The organism is Roseomonas sp. TF40 (assembly GCF_057219975.1).
The window spans coordinates 224,284-240,791 of the sequence record NZ_JBXVVR010000007.1 but is presented as its reverse complement, the minus strand read 5'-3'; the positions used below and the strand labels follow the sequence as shown (position 1 = coordinate 240,791).

Below are 16,508 nucleotides of genomic sequence, written 5' to 3'. Positions count from 1 at the left end.
GGCGTCATCGCCCTGTGCGAGGAAGGGCGCATCGAAGAACGGAGTATCCACCATGCCAGATCGTGCGATTCCCGCGCGCCACTCGGCCATGACGCTGCTGCTGCATTGGGGTGCGGCCCTCATCCTGCTTGGCGCCTTCGCGCTGGGCCTCGTGATGGACGATTTCGCGCGGGGCGCGCCGCGCGACTTCGCGCGGATGGTGCATTACAGCCTCGGCACGCTGGTGCTGGCGGTGGTGACGCTGCGCCTGCTGCGTCGCCTGATCTTCCCGCCGCCCGCGACGGGCGAGTCCGGCCCGGCGGCCTGGGCGGCCCGGGCCATGCATGTCGCGCTCTACCTGATGATGATCGCCCTGCCGATGACAGGCGTGCTCGATCGCTGGGCGCGCGGCCGGCGGCTGGCTATCTTCGGCGACATCGTGATCCCCCCGCCCTTCGCCATCCCCGGCGGCAAGCTGTGGGAGGAGATGCACGAGGTGCTGGCCTGGGGCCTGGTGGCGCTGGTCGCCGTGCATGTCGCCGCGGCGCTGTGGCATCACCTCGTGCTGCGTGACGGCGTGCTGCGGCGGATGCTGCCGCTCACACGGCTATCGGGTGCCGGCGCTTGATCTCGCGCAGCACCGAATCGGGATCCTCGGCCCACCACCGCTTGGAGAGGATCTCGACCTCGGCGTAGCCGCGATAGCCCTGCGCCGCGACCATCGCGCGGATGCCCGGAATGTCGATCACGCCCTCGCCCGGCAGGCCGCGGTCGAAGACCGTGTCGGTGGTGGGCACTTTCCAGTCGCAGACATGGAAGGCGGCGATGCGCGGGCCGGCGCGCGCGATCTGCGCGGCGAGGTCGGGGTCCCACCAGACGTGATAGACATCGAGCGCCACGCCGCTGCCCGCGCCGAGCTCGTCGCACAGGTCGAGCGCCTGCGCGAGGGTGGAGAGCACGGAGCGGTCCGCGCAGGTCATCGGGTGCAGCGGCTCGAGCGCGATGGTGACACCGGCGGCGCGGGCCTCATCCATGATGGCGTGCAGCCCGTCGCGCACCATGGCGCGGGCGCCGGGCAGGTCCTTCGAACCCGGCGGCAGGCCGCCGCAGACCATCACGAGGCAGGCGGCGCCGATCGCGTGCGCTTCCGCGATGGCCCGGCGATTATCCTCGATCGCGGCGGCGCGGCCGGCGGCGTCGGCGGCGGGAAACATCCCGCCGCGGCACAGACCGGTCACGGTGAGGCCCGCGTCACGGATGTGCTGCGCCGCCGCTGCAACGCCCATCGCCTGCAGCACGTCGCGCCAGGGCGAGATGCCGGTGATGCCGTGCCGCGCGCAGCCTTCGATACACTGCGCGAGGCCCCACTTCTCTTTCACCGTGACGGTGTTGAGGCTGAGTTCCATCACGCGACGCCGTGCAGGGCCAGAAGGTTCCGCATGCGCGCCACCGCCATGTCCGGGTCGCGCAGCAGACCGGCCTTGTCGGCGAGGCGGAACAACTCGGAGAAATGCCGGATGGAGCGCGTGCTCTGCTGCCCGCCGACCATCACGAAATGGTCCTGGTGGCCGTTCAGCCAGGCCATGAAGACCACGCCCGTCTTGTAGAAGCGCGTCGGCGCCTTGAAGATGTGGCGGCTGAGCGGCACCGTCGGCGCGAGGATGTCGTGGAAGGTGGCGAGGTCGTTGCGCGCGAGGCTCGCCAGCGCGCCGCCCACCGCCGGGGCGATGGGGTCGAAGATGCCGAGCAGCGCGTCGGAATAGCCCTGCGCGTCGCCGGCGATGAGCTCGGCGTAGTTGAAGTCGTCGCCCGTGTACATGCGCACGCCTTTCGGCAGGCGCCGACGCATCGCGATCTCCTTCTGGTCGTCCAGCAGTGAGATCTTCACGCCATCGACCTTGTGCGCATGGGCGTGGATCACCGCCAGCGCGGTCTCCATCGCCGCCATGTGGTCGTGATTGCCCCAATAGCCTTCCAGCGCGGGGTCGAACATCTCGCCCAGCCAGTGGATGATCACCGGCTGCTTCACCTGGGAGAGGATGCGCGCATAGACGCGCTCGTAATCCGCGGGGCTGCGCGCGGCCTTGGCCAGCGCGCGCGAGGCCATGAGGATGATACGCCCGCCCATCGCCTCGACGGCTTCGCATTGCGCCTCATAGGCGCGGATCACGTCATCGACCGTGACATCGGGGCCGGGCGTGAGGTGATCCGTGCCCGCCCCGCTTGCCATCACCGCGCCGGGCACGTCCTGCATCGCATCGAGCGAGCGGCGGATGAGTTCCTGCGCCGCGGTCCAGTCGAGGCCCATGCCGCGCTGCGCCGTATCCATCGCCTCCGCCACGCCGAGGCCGAGCGACCAGAGATGCTTGCGGAAGGCGATGGTGCGGTCCCAGTCGATCTTCGCATCCAGCCAGGGATCCTGCTCGGCCAGCGTATCCGCCACGACATGCGCGGCGGCGAGTGCGACGCGCGGGAAGGGCGGCGTCGCCTTCGGGAAGTCGCGCGGGGCGCTGAGCGTGTACTCGCCTTCCGGCAGCCTGATCTTCGGCATGCTCACACCTCCAGCGTCGGCAGGTCGATCCAGCGGCGCTCGGCCCAGGATTGTAGCCCGGCCTCGGCCAGCTGCACGCCCTTCGCCCCGGCCAGCAGGTCCCAGGGATAGGTCGCGATCTCGCCTGCCAGGTACTTGAAGAACAGCTCCCACTGCGCGCGGAAGCCGTTCGGATAGGCCTGGGTGTCCGGCACTTCCTGCCAGCCGGCGAAGAAATCGATCGGCTGCGGGATGTCGGGATTCCACACCGGCTTGGGCGTGTTCACGCGGCTCTGCGTCCAGCATTTCTGCAGGCCCGCGATGGCGCTGCCATGCGTGCCGTCGACCTGGAAGGTGACGAGGTCGTCGCGCCGCACGCGCGTGACCCAGGAGGAATTGATGTGCGCGACGATCCCGCCCTCAAGCATGAAGGTGGCGTAGGCCGCGTCATCGGTGTCGGCGGTGTAGGGATTGCCCTGCTCGTCCCAGCGCGTGGGGATATGCGTGGCCCCCAGGCAGGAGACGCTCTTCACCGCGCCGAAGAGGTTGTCGAGAACGTAGCGCCAATGGCAGAGCATATCGAGAATCATGCCCCCGCCCTCGGCCTTCTTGTAGTTCCAGGACGGCCGCTGCGTGGGCTGCAGGTCGCCTTCGAAGACCCAGTAGCCGAACTCGCCCTTCACCGAGCAGATGCGGCCCAGCGCGCCGGAATCGATCACCATCTTCAGCTTGCGCAGCCCGGGCAGGAACAGCTTGTCCTGCACCACGCCGGCCTTGATGCCCTTCGCCTTCGCCAGACGTGCCACGGCCATCGCATCGGCGAGATTGTCGGAGGTCGGCTTCTCGCAATAGATGTCCTTGCCCGCGTTGATCGCCTTGGTCAGCAGCCCCGCGCGCAGCAACGTGGTGGCCGCATCGAAGAACAGCGTGTCGTTCGGGTCCGCGAGGCACGCGTCGAGGTCGGTGGAAACCCGGGCAATGCCGTTCGCGCGCGCCAGCGCCTCCAGCTTCTCCCTGTTGCGGCCGACCAGGATGGGGTCGGGCATGATGCGATCGCCATTCTTCAGCATCACGCCGCCATCCTTGCGGATCGCCGCGATGGAGCGGATCAGGTGCTGGTTCATGCCCATGCGCCCGGTGACGCCGTTCATGATGAGGCCGATGCGGCGTTCCGCCATGCTGCTTGTCCTTACGAGAGCCAGGTGTTGAGGTTGGCCGCGACGAAGGCGTCGTCGGTGAGGTCGGGGTAGCGCAGGCAGGCCGCCGATATCAGTTCCGCCTGGCCGGGCGAGAGATCCTCATGCGGGTCGAGGCACCAGATGCCCTCGAGCAGGCCCTGGCGGCGCAGCACTTCGTGGCAGCCGGGGATGCAGCCGGCGAAGTTGTTGGCCACGTCGAAGATCGCGGCGTTCATCTCCGTCACCTGCGCGTCGCGCGCGAGCAGGTCGCGCGGGATCGCCTCGGGCGATGCACGGCATTCATGCTGCAGCCAGACGGCACGCTCGGTCCACACGCTCCAATGGCCGAGCAGCCCGCCCACGATGCGCAAGGGGGCGTCGCATCCCCCCAGCTTCAGCGCGAAGGGCGTGAGCAGATCGGCGACGATGTGATCGTCATTGCCGGTGTAGAGTGCGATGCGCGCCGCCGCACCGGCCTCCAGCACGCCGCGCAGCACGTCGAGCGTGGCGTAGCGGTTGAAAGGCGCGATCTTGATGGCGACGACGTTGGGGATCAGCGCGAAGCGCCGCCAGAAGGAAGGCCCGAGCGCGATGCCGCCCACCGCGGGCTGCAGGTAGAAGCCGAACAGCGGCATCTCATCCGCCACGGCGATGCAATGCGCGATGAGTTCATCCTCGCTGGCACCTTTCCAGGCGGCGAGGCTGAGCAGCACGGCGTGGTAGCCAAGCGCGCGCGCGATGCGCGCCTCCGCCACCGCCTGCGCGGTGCGCCCGATGGCGCCGGCGACAAGCAGCGGCGTGGTCTGCTGCTCGGAAGCCGCCTCGGCGGAAATCCGCAGCACGGGCTCATAGAGGCCGACATCGCGGATGGCGAATTGCGTGGTGTGCACGCCCACCGCCAGCCCCCCCGCGCCGGCCGCGAGATAGTAGCGCGAGAGCGCCTTCTGCCGCCTCGGGTCGAGCTGCCGCGCCGCGTTCAGCGCCAGCGGATGCGCCGGAATCACGCATCCGGCGCGCAGCCTTTCCACCAGGCCCGCAGGCCAGTCCTGCCAGCGCAGACCCACCCGTTTCCTCCCGAAGTAACCACCCGGTTACTAGGCGGGCGCGGCCCTGGGGTCAAGGGCGCAGATAGCCCAGCACCACCTGCGCGATATGCGCCTCGCGCGCGGCGATCGCGGCCTCGGTGTCGAGGGGCGTGCCGAAGATGGTGGAGAGCGTGTGGCGGTTCGCCACGAAGAAATGGCCGAGCGCCAGCATCGAGATGTAGAGCTGCATCGGGTCCACGTCGCGGCGGAACGCGCCCGATGCGGCGCCGCGCTCCAGCACGGTGCGGATCGCCTCGAGCAGCGGCGAGTAGAGCGTGGGCACGTCCTCCGACCGGCGCAGATAGGCGGCGCGGTGCAGGTTTTCCTGGTTCAGCAGTGCGACGAATTCCGGATGCCGGCTGGTGTAGCGCAGGTTGAAGGCGACGAGGCGCGCCATCGCCTCGGCGGGCGGCAGGCTGTCCACGGACAGCGCCCGTTCCTCCTCGCGCTTGGCGGCATAGGCGCGTTCCAGCACGGTCAGCCAGAGTTCCTCCTTGCTGCCGAAATGCGCGTAGAGCATGCGCTTGTTGGCGTCCGCGCGGGCGGCGATCTCATCCACCCGCGCGCCCGCCAGGCCCTTCTCCGCGAATTCCACCAGCGCGGCATCCAGGATCCGCTGGCGCGTCGCCGCCGCGCGGCTGCTCAGGGGCGCGGCGAGGCGGGGACTAGAACCGCCCATCCCGCACCTCGAACTTCGTCGCCTTGCCGAGCGCGCGCCCGCCGCGCCCGACCCAATCCGCCACCCAGTCGATCATCGTCAGCAGCGGCACGGTGGGGTAGCCGAAGGTGGCGAAGGCCCGCGCGGCGTTGGAGAGCAGCGCGTTCGGCGCCTCCTCGCCGGCGAATTCGGGCGCGCGGTCCAGCCGCTGCGCGAGTTGCTGCGCCAACCAGCGGATGGAGACCGTCTCCGGCCCCGTCACGTTCAGGATCGGGCAGGTCGCATCGGCGCGGGCGAGCGCGCGCAGCGTCCAGGCATTCGCATCGCCCTGCCAGATGACGTTGGCATGGCCCATGGCGAGCGGCACGGGCGTGCCGGCCAGCACCTTCGTCGCCACGTCGTGGATCACGCCGTAGCGCAGGTCGATCGCGTAGTTCAGGCGGATGCCGAAGCACGGCGTGCCGCGCGTGGCGGCGGCGTGCTGGAAGGCGCGCTCGCGCCCCAGGCAGCTTGCCGCATAGTCGCCGAGCGGCGCGGGGGGCGTATCCTCATCCGGCGCGGGGCCGTTCACGGGCCACATCGGCAGGACATTGCCGGTCGAGAAGAAGACGATGCGCGAGCCCGCATAGCGGGCGGCGACGCGCGCGGGCAGCAGCACGTTCATCGCCCAGGTCAGGGCCTCGTTCCCCGTGCTGCCGAATTTGCGCGCCGCCATGAAGATCACGTTCGGCGCCTCGGGCAGGGCGGCCAGCGCGGCGTCGTCGAGCAGGTCGGCGCTGAGGCACTCGATCCCCCAGCCCTCCATGCGCGCGCGCAGCCCGGCCTCGTTCCAGCGCGCCACGGCGATGACGCGCCGCGCGGGGTCGGCGCGCTTCGCCAGCCGGCAGAGGGTGGGGCCCATCTTGCCCGCGGCCCCCAGCACCAGCAGGTCGCCCGGCGAGGTGGCGAGCTCCGCCACCAGCGCCGGGTCGGGACGCGACATCACCTCCTCGAGCATCACCTCATCGGCAATGCGGACCGGCACGTCCGGCATGTTCCCCTCCCGCCTCATTCGCGGCAGCATGGGCGGCGAAGCGGCCGCCGCCAAGAGGACAGGCCCGAGGAGGAAAGCAATGGATTGGCAGGAAAGCCTGCGCTACCCGGACCCGCGGATCCAGGCGCTCGACCCTTCCTTCAGGAAGCTGCACCTGCCGCTGAGTTCGGTGGAGCGGCTCTGGACCGGCAGCCGCTGGGGCGAGGGGCCGGTCTGGCTCGGCGACCAGCGCTGCCTGCTCTGGTCCGACATCCCCAACAACCGCGTGCTGCGCTGGGATGAGGAGACCGGCGCGGTCACGCATTTCCGCAAGCCCTCCAACAACGCCAATGGCCATACGCGCGACCGGCAGGGCCGCATCATCGCCTGCGAGCATCTCGGCCGGCGCGTGATCCGCCACGAATATGACGGCAGCATCACCGTCATCGCCGACAGCTTCCAGGGCAAGCGGCTCAACAGCCCGAACGACGTCGTAGTGAAGTCCGACGGCTCGATCTGGTTCACCGACCCGCCTTTCGGCATCGGCGGCTTCTACGAGGGCGAGAAGCATGTGCCCGAGCTGCCGCACACCAATGTCTATCGCGTGGATGGCGCCACGGGCGCGATCACGCTGGTGGCCGATGACGTGGACCACCCCAATGGCCTGGCGTTCAGCCCGGATGAGAGCCTGCTCTACGTGATCGAGAGCCGCAGCGAGCCGCGCAACATCCTCGCCTATGACGTGCGCGGCGCGACGCTGGCGAACCGCCGCATCTTCGTCGGCTGCGAGCCGGGCGAGACGCCGGACGGCTTGCGCGTGGACGTCGAGGGCAATCTCTGGTGCGGCTGGGGCATGGGCCGGGCGGAATTCGACGGCGTGCGCGTCTTCAACAAGGCGGGTGCGCCGATCGGCCACATCGCGCTGCCCGAGCGCTGCGCCAATGTCTGCTTCGGCGGGCGGCACCGCAACCGCCTGTTCATGGCGGCGGCGCATTCGCTCTACGCGCTCTACGTCAACACGCAGGGCGCGCCGGGCGGCTGAGAGGCGGAAGCGGCGGGAGGGGTCAGGCGATGCGCGGCCAGAGCCGCCGCGCGAGCAGCAGCGCCGCCAGCCCCTCCAGCCCGATCACCGCGGTGGCGACAGGCGCGCCGAGCCAGGCCGACATCAGCCCGACATGGAGAAAGCCGAGCAGGCCGAGCCCGATGCAGAAGGAGAGCACGCCGAGGGCACGGGAGCGCATCTCCCCCGGCGCGGCCAGGTAGACCAGCGTCGCCTGGGTGACGGCGAAGCAGGCGCTGCCCAGGCCCATCGCGATCAGCGCCAGCCCCGCCGGCACCGCGCTCGGCGCGAGCGCGAAGACCACCAGCATCGCGAGATACAGCGCCGTGCCGCCGACATAGAGCCGGGGATACAGCGCCGGGTTGGCCAGCGCGCCGACCAGCGCCGCGCCGATCAGCGCGCCGAGGCCGTCCATGCTGGCCAGCACCCCCGTGGCGCCCGCGCCGAGGCCAAGCCGGCTCTCCGCGATCACCGGGACCATGGAGGTGCAGGGCCAGGCGAAGATGTTGAACACCACGGTCACCGCCATGATGCCCTTCATGCCGGGCGCGGCCAGCACCACGGCGAAGCTCTCGAAGCTCTGGCGCAGCACGGAACGCCCGGTGGCGCGCACCACGGCGGTGCGATGCACCACGCGCAGCGCCAGCAGCGTGCCGAAGAGGTAGAGCAGGGTCGCCGCCAGGAAGGGGGCGGCCAGCCCCACCCAGGCGAGCAGCGCGCCCCCCATCGCCGGGCCGGCGATGCGGCTGGCATTGTTGCCCATCACCTCGAGCGACATGGCCCGGCCCATGCGCGCCCCCCCCACCACCTCGCCCAGCATCATCCGGCGCACCGGGTTGTCGGCCGCCCAGGAGAGGCCGTTGACGAAGCTGGCGAGCGCGATCTGCCAGATGGCGAGCGTGCCGGCGAAGGCGAGCAGCGCCAGCGCCGCCGCACTGCCGGCCTGTATCAGCAGCACCGCGATCAGCGCGTCGCGCCGCTGCACGCGGTCCGCCAGCACGCCGGCAAAGGCGCCGAACAGGCCCATCGGCAGCATGCGCAGCAGCGTCATGACCGAGACGAGCAGCGCGCTCTCGCTCTCGCGCCAGACGACGATGCCGATGACCAGCATCTCCAGCCACCGGCCGATCGTCACAGTCAGGCCAATGGCCCAGAGTCGCCTGAAATCGGCGATGCCGAACAGCGCCCGCTGCGCTTCCACCCGTTTCCGTCCCGACCTTGTGAGACCAGTGAAGCAGCGCGCGGGCTTTGCCTCAAGCCACGGCAGCGCCAGGATGGGCGCCGCGCAGGCAGGGGAGAGCGCCATGGCGAACTACAACCTGACCGCTTCGCCGGTCGATCAGTTCTCCGGCGCGCCTGCGGTGGCGGATGTATTCACCGTCGCCGGGCCGGGCCGGCTGGTGGGCACCGATACGGTGCAGGGGGGCTCCGGCGCCGTCATCGACACGCTGCGCATCGCCGCCAGCCTCTCTCTCACCGTGGCGGCCTTCGCCAATGTGCGGGGGCTCGAGCGGCTGCAGATCAGCGCCCCGGCCGGGGCCTCGGTGGAACTCGACGACGCCATGGTCGCCAGCGCCGATCTGCCGGTCTTCGAGGTGCTCGGCGCCGCGGGCGGGGACACGGTGCTGGGCGGTGCCGTTCTGGCGCAGGCGATGCAAATGGAAGGCGGCGCAGGCGATGACCTGTTCGAGGGCGGCGGCGGGGCCGACCTGCTGCGCCCAGGCCTGGGTGCGGACACGCTGCGCGGCGGTGCGGGCGACGACACGGTGGAGACGGCGCTGGCCGAACTCGGCACCGGGGACCGGCTGGAGGGCGGGGCGGGCGAGGATGTGCTGCGACTGCTCGACAGCGGCTTCTTCACCCAGGCGATGTTCGGCCTCATCTCGGGCTTCGAGCGGATCGAGGCAGCGGCCCTGGGGCCGGCGTTGCGCCTCTCCGTCACCGCCGCCTACGCCATCGACGGCGCCGCGCTGACCGTGCAGGGTACCGCCGGCGACGACACGCTGAGCGCGCAGAATGCCGGCTTCGCCGCTCATCTCCGGGGCGAGGCCGGGCAGGACCTGCTGACCGGCGGCGCCTTTGCGGACACGCTCGCGGGCGGTGCGGGCAACGACACGCTGCGCGGGTTGGACGGGGCCGATGTGCTGGACGGCGCCGATGGCGATGACCGGCTGACCGGCGGCGCGGGCAATGACTGGCTGATCGGCGGCGCGGGCAATGACATGCTCTCGGGCGGGGCGGGCGCCGATACGCTCGACCTCGGCGCCGGCATTGATCGGGCCGATGGCGGGGCGGGCAACGACCTCTACCGGATTGCGGTCGCGGATTTCTCCAGCGCGGACCTGATCGTCGATTCGGCCGGCACGGCCGATGCGGTGCAGTTCCTCGACACGGCCGGCCAGGGGCTGACCATCGCGCTGACGGCGAGCGGCCGGCTGCGCGGCATCGAGCGCCTCTTCCTCGCCAGCGGCAATGATTTCTTCCTGCCCGCGACCGGCTTCGCCGATACGGCCGGGGCCAATGCGGTGACGGTGGAGGGGGGCGCGGGCAACGACACGCTCGACGTGACCGGTGCGCTGCGCCTGACCACCCCGCTCGCCTTCCTGCTGCGGGGCGGCGACGGCAATGACGTGCTCACGGGCGGGCGCGGTGCGGATACGCTGGAGGGCGGGTCCGGCGCCGACAGCCTCAATGGGGCCGAGGGCGCCGACTTGCTGCTGGTGGCGGCCGAGGGCCTCTCGGTGCTGACGCTGCTCAATGGCGGCGCGGGCAACGACACGCTGCGCTTCCTGGACAATGCGCCGGTCGCCGCGATTGCCCTGGCCGGGGTCTCGGCGGTGGAGATCCTGGAGTTGGCGGATGGCGGCCAGTCCCTGGTGGTACCGGATGCGCTGGTGGCGGGCCTCGGCGTCACCGGCGCCACGCTGCGCGGCGGCGATGGCGATGACCGGATCGACATCAGCGCCCTGGCCACGGGGCGTCGCATCCTGGTGGAACTCGGCGATGGCGACGACACGCTGCTGGGCGGGGCGGGCAACGACACGGTGCATGCCGGCGCCGGCATCGACGAGATCAGGCTCGGCGGCGGTACGAATCGCGCGGTCTTCGGGGTGAATGAGTTGACCGGGCTCGACACGGTGGAGGCCGGCACCGCCGGCACCTCCGATGTGCTCGAGGTCGCGGTGGGGGTGGGGCAGACCCTGCCCAGCACCGCCTTCGCCGAGGTGACCGGGATCGACACCCTCCTCCTCGACGGCGCGGCGGGCTCCGCCGCCCGGCTGCCCTCCAGCCTGGTGACGCAGAGCGGGCAAGCCAGCGTCGCCGTCGATGTGACAGGCGAGGGCGGGATGGTGGTGGATGGGCGCGCCGTGGCGCAGGGCTTCAGCCTGAGCGGCGGCGTCGGCAACGACACGCTGTTCGGCGGCGGTGGCGCGGATACGCTGAACGGCAGCAGCGGTGAGGACCGGCTGATCGGCGGCCCGGGGGGCGACACGGTCCAACTCAGCGGCAGCACGTCGGACCGCGACCTCGCGGTGTTGCGCGGCTTCAATGACGGCACGGTGGACATCAACGGCACGCTTTCCGCCGGCCAACTCGCGCAGGCGGATCGCGTCTTCGGCACCAGCTTCGTGAACAAGCTGATCGCGGTGGATCGGCTGGCCTTCGGCCTCTCCAGTGGCACCACCTTCTTCATCAACGATGGCCAGAACATTTCCCTGGGCTTCTCGGCCGCGGTGCTGCCGACGACCTACGAAATCGCCGGCAATGCCTTCGGCTCGCTGACCGCGGTGCGCAACGCGGTCGGCGCGCGGCTGACCAACAACGATCCACTGGCCGACGAACGGATCATCCTGGTGATCGGCGGCGCCGACAACACCGCCTTCGGCGTCTATTTCTTCGAGGATCGCGACGACAACGCCACGGTCGACAGCGCGGACATCCTGCGGCTGCTCGCGATCGGCGATGGCGATGTGCCCACCTTCAATTCGGGCAGGGGCTTCACCCTGACCGAGTTCGACCTGGTGTAGCGGGGGGGGGGAGACCCAGAGCCGAGCAGCCTCCACCCTCACCGGGTTCGACCTGTTGTAGCGTGGGGTCCGACCTTTTGGCCGGATCCCCCGCGACAGGATCAGCGCAGCGGCAGCGCGTAGATCAGCCCGCCCTCGGTCCACAGCCGGTTCGGGCCGCGCGGCAGGTTCACCGAGGTGCGCGGGCCGAAATGGCGGTCATACAGCTCGCCGTAATTGCCCAGCGCGCGCACGACATTGTAGGCCCAGAGCGGGTCGAGCTTCAGCGACTGGCCCAGCTCCGGGGTCACGCCCAGCAGGCGGCGCGTGTTCGGGTTCACGCTGGTGCGGCGCATCGTCTCGGCATTGGCCTGGGTCACGCCCTGTTCCTCGGCCTCGATCACCGCATAGGTGTACCAGCGCACGAGGTCGAACCATTCCTCGTCGCCGCGGCGGATGTAGGCGCCATAGGGTTCCTTCGAGAAACGCTCGTCGAAGATCACCCAATCCGCGGCGCGCGGCATGGAGGAGCGCACGCCCGCGAGCTGCGAGGCATCGGTGCCGAAGGCGTCGCAGCGCCCGGCCTGCAGCGCGTCACTCGCCTGGTCGGTGCGCTCATAGAGCACGGGGCGGAAGGGCACGTTGATCGAGCGGAAATAATCCGCCGTCACCTGCTCATTTGTCGTTCCCTGGATCAGGCAGATGGTGGCGTCGCGCAGCTCCGCCACCTTGGTCACGCCGAGATTGGCGCGCGCCATGAAGCCGTGGCCGTCGTAGAAATAGGTGGTGACGTGGCGCAGGCCGAGCGTGGTGTCGCGCAGCATGGTCTGGGTCGAGGTGCGGAACAGCACGTCGATCTCGCCCGAGCCCAGCGCGGTGAAGCGGGTGGAGGAGGACATCGGCGCGAAGCGCACCTTGGTCGGATCATTGAAGATCGCCACCGCCAGGCCGCGGCAGAGATCGACGTCGAAGCCCTGCCAGACGCCGCGGCTGTCCGGCAGGGCGAAGCCCGCGACGCCGGTGTGGATGCCGCAGACCAGCTGGCCGCGTGCGCGCACCGCGTCCAGCGTGGGGCCGGCAGTGGCCGGCAGCGTGTTCAGAAGCGTGGCGCCAAACGCCATCGCCGCGGCCATGAGGCCCCGTGCCCAAGACATTGATTGAAGTCCCCCTGCTGATGAAGCAAGAGGATGCTCGCGCCGGGGAGGGGCGCGAGTCAAATGTTACCCGCTGGCGGTCACCACGGTCTCGATGATGCGTCCATCCTCCATCGCCACGATGCGGTCCGCGACATCGAGGATGCGCGGGTCATGCGTGACCAGCAGGATCGGCACGCCCCGCGACTTGGCCAGTTCGCGCAGCAGTTGCACCACCTCATGCCCGCTGACCTTGTCGAGCGCGGCGGTGGGTTCATCGGCCAGCACGAGGCCCGGATCCGCCGCCAGCGCGCGCGCGATCGACACGCGCTGGCGCTGCCCGCCGGAGAGCTGCGAGGGCAGCTTGTCGAGATGGTCGGCCAGCCCGACGGCGGCGAGCAATTCGCCCGCGCGGGCAAGGCGGCGCGATTCGCTGGTGGTGCCGTCCTGCTCCAGCGCCATCGCCACATTCTGCCGCGCCGTGAGGAAGCCCAGCAGGTTGTGGTTCTGGAAGATGAAGCCGATGCGCCGGCGCAGCTGCACGCGCGTGGATTCACTCGCGCCGAGCAGCTCCGCCCCGAGCACGCGCGCGGAGCCTTCCTGCATGGCGCGCAGCGCGCCGATCAGCGTCAGCAGCGTGGTCTTGCCGCTGCCGGAGGGGCCGGTGAGCAGCACGATCTCCCCCGGCTCGACGGTGAGATCGACCTCCCGCAGCACGGGGCGGCGCAACTCGCCCTCCCCATACGCATAGGTGATGCCGCGCAGGACAACCGGATTGTCCATCAGAACATATCCGCCGGGTTCGCATCGCGCAGCTTGCGCATCGCGAGCAGCCCGGCCAGGGCGCACATGGTGAAGATCATCAGGAACACCGTGGTGCCGCGCGCCACGTCCATCGACAGCGGCAGGAAGGTGGCCGCGCCGATCACGTCGTAGAGGAAGGTCGAGACGACGAGGCCGGGGAGGAACCCCGTCAGCGCCAGGATCAGCGCCGCCCCCAGCACGACGCGCGAGAGGTAGAAGTTGGAATAGCCCATCGCCTTCAGCGTGGCGTATTCCTTGAGATGGCCGGCGATGTCCGAGAACAGGATCTGGTAGACGATCACCATGCCGACGACGAGGCCCATGAGGCTGCCGAAGGCGAAGATGAAGCCGATCGGCGTCGCGTTCTCCCAATAGCCGCGCTCATGCGCGTAGAGCTCGGCCTGGGTCAGCACCATCACGTCGGGCGGCAGCAGCTCGCGCAGCTGCGCCTGCACGGCGCGCACATCGCTGCCGGGGCGCAGCTTGATGGCGACGAGATCGATCGCATTCGCCTGGCGTTCCTTCACCAGGCGGCGGAAATTCACGTCGGACAGCACGATGTTGCCATCGGCGCCGAAGCTCGGCCCGATCTCGATCAGCCCCACCACCTCGACATCGCGCTGGCCGACTTCCACGGTCAGGGGCCCGCGCTCGAGCAGCGTGGCGATGGCGCCGAATTCGGGGCGGGAGCGGCGGTCGAAGGCGATGGTGTCGGGCCGCTTGAGATCCTCGAGCATCGCGGCGAGGCCCGGGAAATCCAGCACGCCGGCCTCGGTATCCACGCCGATGAGTTGGATGGCGCGGCGCGTGCCGTCCTCCGGATTTCGCCAGGTCGCCTGGGCCATGTAGACCGGCACGGCGCGCTCGACCTCCGGCAGGGCCAGCGCCTGATAGGCGCGCACGCGCGGCATGAGTTCCGGGCGGAAGCTCGCCGTCGTGGTCGGGTGCATCAGGAAGAGGTCACCGCGCATCGCGCCGATCAGCGCGGTGGCGCTGTCGAACAGCGCGGCGCGGAAGCCGAGCTGCATGAAGACCAGCACGCAGGCGAACATCACGCCCGCGATGGCGGAGGCGAGCCGCGCCTTCTCGCTCCATAATTGCCGCCAGGCGAGGCGGATGGCGAGCAGCGTGGCCGCGGCGAAGCCGGGCGCGCGGCGCTGCGCGGGCGCGGGCGTTGGGGCGGGCGGCGCGGGCACGGGGCTCGCGTTCAGCTCCGGCGCCCAGGGCAGCAGGCGGCGCAACTCGGTCATGCGTTCCCCCAGGCATCGCAACCTGCGCCCGCCGCAGGCGGGCGAGCGGCCGAATGGCCGCCGCGCCCGGTGGCGCGCAGCCAAGCGCGCGGAGGCGCGCGCCGGCGACTGAGGTCGGATCGGCCACGATCCGCAGAATCGGCCTTCATGGGCGGATCGCCACCTGGACCTGCATGTTGGAGCGCCGCGCCAGCTTCGCGGCACCTTCGGGCGTGAGCGTCAGGCGCACCTCCACCGTGCGCGCATCGACGGCGGCGACGGGATCGGTCGTGCCCTGCACGCTGCGCCGCACCTGCCAGCCGATCTCGCGCAGTGTGGCGGGCAGGCGCTGCGGCTCGCCCGGCACCAGGATCTCGGCCGTGGCACCCAGGCGCAGGCGCGGCAGGTCGGTCTCATAGACCTCGGCCACCACATCCATGGCGTTGAGATCGGCGATCTCCAACACGCCGTCGCTGCCCACGCGCTCACCCGCGCGGGCGAGGATGCGCAGCACCGTGCCGGCGATAGGGGCGCGCAGCCGGGCCATGGCGGCCTCGGCGCGCGCACGGGCGACGGCGGCCTCGGCGGCGGCGAGTTCGGCCTCTGCCAAGGCGAGGTCCTCGGCGCGCGGGCTGAGCAGCGTGTCGAGCACGGCCAGCGCCTCGGCGCGCTCGGCGCGGGCGCGGTTGGCGGCGAAGCGGGCGCGCTCGGCCGTGGCCTCCGCCCCGGCGCCGGTGCGCTCGAGCCGCTCGGCGCGCTCGGCCTCGCGGCGCAGCGAGGCCTCGGCATTGGTCAGCGCCTCGATCCGCGCGCGCTGGGCGGCGATCTCGCTGGCGCGGCCACCGGCGCGGGTGCGGGCCAGGCGCGCGGCCGCCTGGTCGCGCTGCGCCTCGGCCTGGGCCAGGGCGGAATCCTTCAGCGCCGCGTCGTGGAACTCGGCCACGACCTGCCCGGCCTCGACCACCGCGCCCTCGGTGACCAGCAGGCGTTCGATGCGGGCACCTTCCTGCCCGCTGCCGGGGGCGAGGCGGCGGATGCGCGAAGCGGGCTCGACGCGCCCGAGTGCGCCGACCCCGGCCGGGGCGGTGGCGGCACGGGCCGGGGCGGGGGCGACGGGGGGGGCTTCCGGCGTGCCGAGCAGCCAATAGGCGCCGCCGGCGGCCGCGATCAGCCCCGCGCCGAGGAGAAGGGTGCGGGCCTTCATGCGGGCGGTTCCATCAGGCGTTCGAGGGCGCGGCGCATGGCGCGGCGCTGCTCCTCGGTCGGGGTGTAGAGGCGGAACATGCGCGCCATGAACATGCCGTCGCAGGCGGCGGAGATGGCATCGCCCGCGCCCGGCGGCAGGCCATCGGCGGCGATGTCGTCGCGCATGCGCGCGATCACGGCGCGGATCGGGTCGAGCAGCGCGGGGTCGTGGTGGAAGGCGGCGCGGAACACGGCGCCGGCCATGTCGTGGCGCTCATTGCAGGCGAGTTCGCCCTCGCCGAAGCCCCAGTCGAGATTGGCCCGGGCGACCCGGCCGGGGCCTTCCGGCTGCGCCTGGACGCAGGCGCGGTACTCGGACTCCATGTAGTCGGCCAGGCGGCGCAGCATCGCGTCCAGCAGCGCCTCCTTCGAGGCGAAGTGGTAGAGCAGCCCGCCCTTGGAGACGCCGGCGTCGCGCGCCGCGGCCTCCAGCGTCAGGCCGGCCACGCCGCGCGCCTGCACGATGGCGGCGGCGGCGTCGAGGATGCGCGTGCGCGCGTCAGGAAGGTGGGGCGGCGGGAGATGCGGAGGGCCATCGGTCATGCCGGCTAACTATACCGGCTGGACGGTATGTCAAGCGTAAACCGT

Annotated in this window: 15 protein-coding genes; 3 read left to right on the top strand and 12 right to left on the bottom strand. The window is 70.9% G+C overall.

The annotated features are described in order from the left end of the window. The first annotated feature begins 52 nt into the window (after nt 1–52). Nucleotides 53–607, top strand: coding sequence for a cytochrome b (locus tag AC2D9U_RS19645; protein WP_484752045.1), 555 nt, complete (start codon nt 53–55; stop codon nt 605–607). On the opposite strand, the gene AC2D9U_RS19640 is transcribed toward AC2D9U_RS19645, so the two are convergent. The 6 genes from AC2D9U_RS19640 to AC2D9U_RS19615 are packed head-to-tail and all read right to left on the bottom strand — an operon-like array spanning nt 579 to nt 6,463. Further along, complete coding sequence (locus tag AC2D9U_RS19640) at nt 579–1,385, bottom strand: sugar phosphate isomerase/epimerase family protein (RefSeq protein ID WP_484752043.1); 807 nt, start codon at nt 1,383–1,385, stop codon at nt 579–581. The two genes, AC2D9U_RS19645 and AC2D9U_RS19640, sit on opposite strands and share 29 nt — an antisense overlap. Beyond that, entirely contained in the window at nt 1,385–2,530 is a 1,146-nt protein-coding gene (locus tag AC2D9U_RS19635) for a dihydrodipicolinate synthase family protein (protein WP_484752041.1), read from the bottom strand. The genes AC2D9U_RS19640 and AC2D9U_RS19635 overlap by 1 nt, the downstream gene beginning before the upstream one ends. Before the next feature lie 2 nt (nt 2,531–2,532). Beyond that, nucleotides 2,533–3,687, bottom strand: a complete 1,155-nt coding sequence (locus tag AC2D9U_RS19630) for a Gfo/Idh/MocA family protein (protein ID WP_484752039.1) — start codon at nt 3,685–3,687, stop codon at nt 2,533–2,535. An 11-nt stretch (nt 3,688–3,698) separates the two neighbouring features. After that, entirely contained in the window at nt 3,699–4,751 is a 1,053-nt protein-coding gene (locus tag AC2D9U_RS19625) for a dihydrodipicolinate synthase family protein (protein WP_484752037.1), read from the bottom strand. Nucleotides 4,752–4,803: 52 nt separating this feature from the next. Beyond that, a complete protein-coding gene (locus AC2D9U_RS19620) occupies nt 4,804–5,451 on the bottom strand; it encodes a TetR family transcriptional regulator (protein ID WP_484752035.1) in 648 nt (215 codons plus the stop codon). After that, nucleotides 5,438–6,463: an NAD-dependent epimerase/dehydratase family protein gene (locus AC2D9U_RS19615; protein ID WP_484752033.1), complete on the bottom strand. Its 1,026-nt coding sequence runs from the start codon at nt 6,461–6,463 to the stop codon at nt 5,438–5,440. The genes AC2D9U_RS19620 and AC2D9U_RS19615 overlap by 14 nt, the downstream gene beginning before the upstream one ends. Nucleotides 6,464–6,542: 79 nt before the next feature. Here AC2D9U_RS19615 and AC2D9U_RS19610 point away from each other — a divergent pair, with 79 nt between their 5' ends. Beyond that, the gene (locus tag AC2D9U_RS19610; RefSeq protein WP_484752031.1) at nt 6,543–7,484 is read left to right on the top strand and encodes an SMP-30/gluconolactonase/LRE family protein; all 942 of its coding nucleotides are present in this window, start codon (nt 6,543–6,545) and stop codon (nt 7,482–7,484) included. Between the two features lie 22 nt (nt 7,485–7,506). On the opposite strand, the gene AC2D9U_RS19605 is transcribed toward AC2D9U_RS19610, so the two are convergent. Continuing rightward, nucleotides 7,507–8,703 (bottom strand): MFS transporter, encoded by a 1,197-nt coding sequence (locus AC2D9U_RS19605; protein WP_484752030.1) that lies wholly within the window; start codon nt 8,701–8,703, stop codon nt 7,507–7,509. A 103-nt stretch (nt 8,704–8,806) separates the two neighbouring features. Here AC2D9U_RS19605 and AC2D9U_RS19600 point away from each other — a divergent pair, with 103 nt between their 5' ends. Next, nucleotides 8,807–11,530: a hypothetical protein gene (locus AC2D9U_RS19600; RefSeq protein ID WP_484752028.1), complete on the top strand. Its 2,724-nt coding sequence runs from the start codon at nt 8,807–8,809 to the stop codon at nt 11,528–11,530. A 101-nt stretch (nt 11,531–11,631) separates the two neighbouring features. Here the strand turns inward: AC2D9U_RS19600 and AC2D9U_RS19595 are convergent, their stop codons facing one another. The 5 genes from AC2D9U_RS19595 to AC2D9U_RS19575 form a co-directional block, all read right to left on the bottom strand. Continuing rightward, nucleotides 11,632–12,630, bottom strand: a complete 999-nt coding sequence (locus AC2D9U_RS19595; protein ID WP_484752026.1) for an amino acid ABC transporter substrate-binding protein — start codon at nt 12,628–12,630, stop codon at nt 11,632–11,634. A 99-nt stretch (nt 12,631–12,729) separates the two neighbouring features. Continuing rightward, nucleotides 12,730–13,425: an ATP-binding cassette domain-containing protein gene (locus AC2D9U_RS19590; protein ID WP_484752025.1), complete on the bottom strand. Its 696-nt coding sequence runs from the start codon at nt 13,423–13,425 to the stop codon at nt 12,730–12,732. After that, nucleotides 13,425–14,696, bottom strand: coding sequence for an ABC transporter permease DevC (gene devC, locus AC2D9U_RS19585; RefSeq protein ID WP_484752023.1), 1,272 nt, complete (start codon nt 14,694–14,696; stop codon nt 13,425–13,427). The genes AC2D9U_RS19590 and devC overlap by 1 nt, the downstream gene beginning before the upstream one ends. Nucleotides 14,697–14,841: 145 nt before the next feature. Next, nucleotides 14,842–15,879, bottom strand: a complete 1,038-nt coding sequence (locus tag AC2D9U_RS19580; protein ID WP_484752022.1) for a hypothetical protein — start codon at nt 15,877–15,879, stop codon at nt 14,842–14,844. Then, complete coding sequence (locus tag AC2D9U_RS19575; protein ID WP_484752020.1) at nt 15,876–16,463, bottom strand: TetR/AcrR family transcriptional regulator; 588 nt, start codon at nt 16,461–16,463, stop codon at nt 15,876–15,878. The genes AC2D9U_RS19580 and AC2D9U_RS19575 overlap by 4 nt, the downstream gene beginning before the upstream one ends. Nucleotides 16,464–16,508 lie beyond the last annotated feature (45 nt).

Excerpts from the sequence above, each read along its gene's own strand:
- devC (WP_484752023.1), bottom strand. The coding sequence starts at position 14,696 with ATGACCGAGTTGCGCCGCCTGCTGCCCTGGGCGCCGGAGCTGAACGCG.
- AC2D9U_RS19595 (WP_484752026.1), bottom strand. The coding sequence starts at position 12,630 with ATGGCGTTTGGCGCCACGCTTCTGAACACGCTGCCGGCCACTGCCGGC.
- AC2D9U_RS19590 (WP_484752025.1), bottom strand. The coding sequence starts at position 13,425 with ATGGACAATCCGGTTGTCCTGCGCGGCATCACCTATGCGTATGGGGAG.
- AC2D9U_RS19600 (WP_484752028.1), top strand. The coding sequence starts at position 8,807 with ATGGCGAACTACAACCTGACCGCTTCGCCGGTCGATCAGTTCTCCGGC.
- AC2D9U_RS19610 (WP_484752031.1), top strand. The coding sequence starts at position 6,543 with ATGGATTGGCAGGAAAGCCTGCGCTACCCGGACCCGCGGATCCAGGCG.
- AC2D9U_RS19630 (WP_484752039.1), bottom strand. The coding sequence starts at position 3,687 with ATGGCGGAACGCCGCATCGGCCTCATCATGAACGGCGTCACCGGGCGC.
- AC2D9U_RS19615 (WP_484752033.1), bottom strand. The coding sequence starts at position 6,463 with ATGCCGGACGTGCCGGTCCGCATTGCCGATGAGGTGATGCTCGAGGAG.
- AC2D9U_RS19580 (WP_484752022.1), bottom strand. The coding sequence starts at position 15,879 with ATGAAGGCCCGCACCCTTCTCCTCGGCGCGGGGCTGATCGCGGCCGCC.
- AC2D9U_RS19640 (WP_484752043.1), bottom strand. The coding sequence starts at position 1,385 with ATGGAACTCAGCCTCAACACCGTCACGGTGAAAGAGAAGTGGGGCCTC.
- AC2D9U_RS19635 (WP_484752041.1), bottom strand. The coding sequence starts at position 2,530 with ATGCCGAAGATCAGGCTGCCGGAAGGCGAGTACACGCTCAGCGCCCCG.
- AC2D9U_RS19645 (WP_484752045.1), top strand. The coding sequence starts at position 53 with ATGCCAGATCGTGCGATTCCCGCGCGCCACTCGGCCATGACGCTGCTG.
- AC2D9U_RS19575 (WP_484752020.1), bottom strand. The coding sequence starts at position 16,463 with ATGACCGATGGCCCTCCGCATCTCCCGCCGCCCCACCTTCCTGACGCG.
- AC2D9U_RS19620 (WP_484752035.1), bottom strand. The coding sequence starts at position 5,451 with ATGGGCGGTTCTAGTCCCCGCCTCGCCGCGCCCCTGAGCAGCCGCGCG.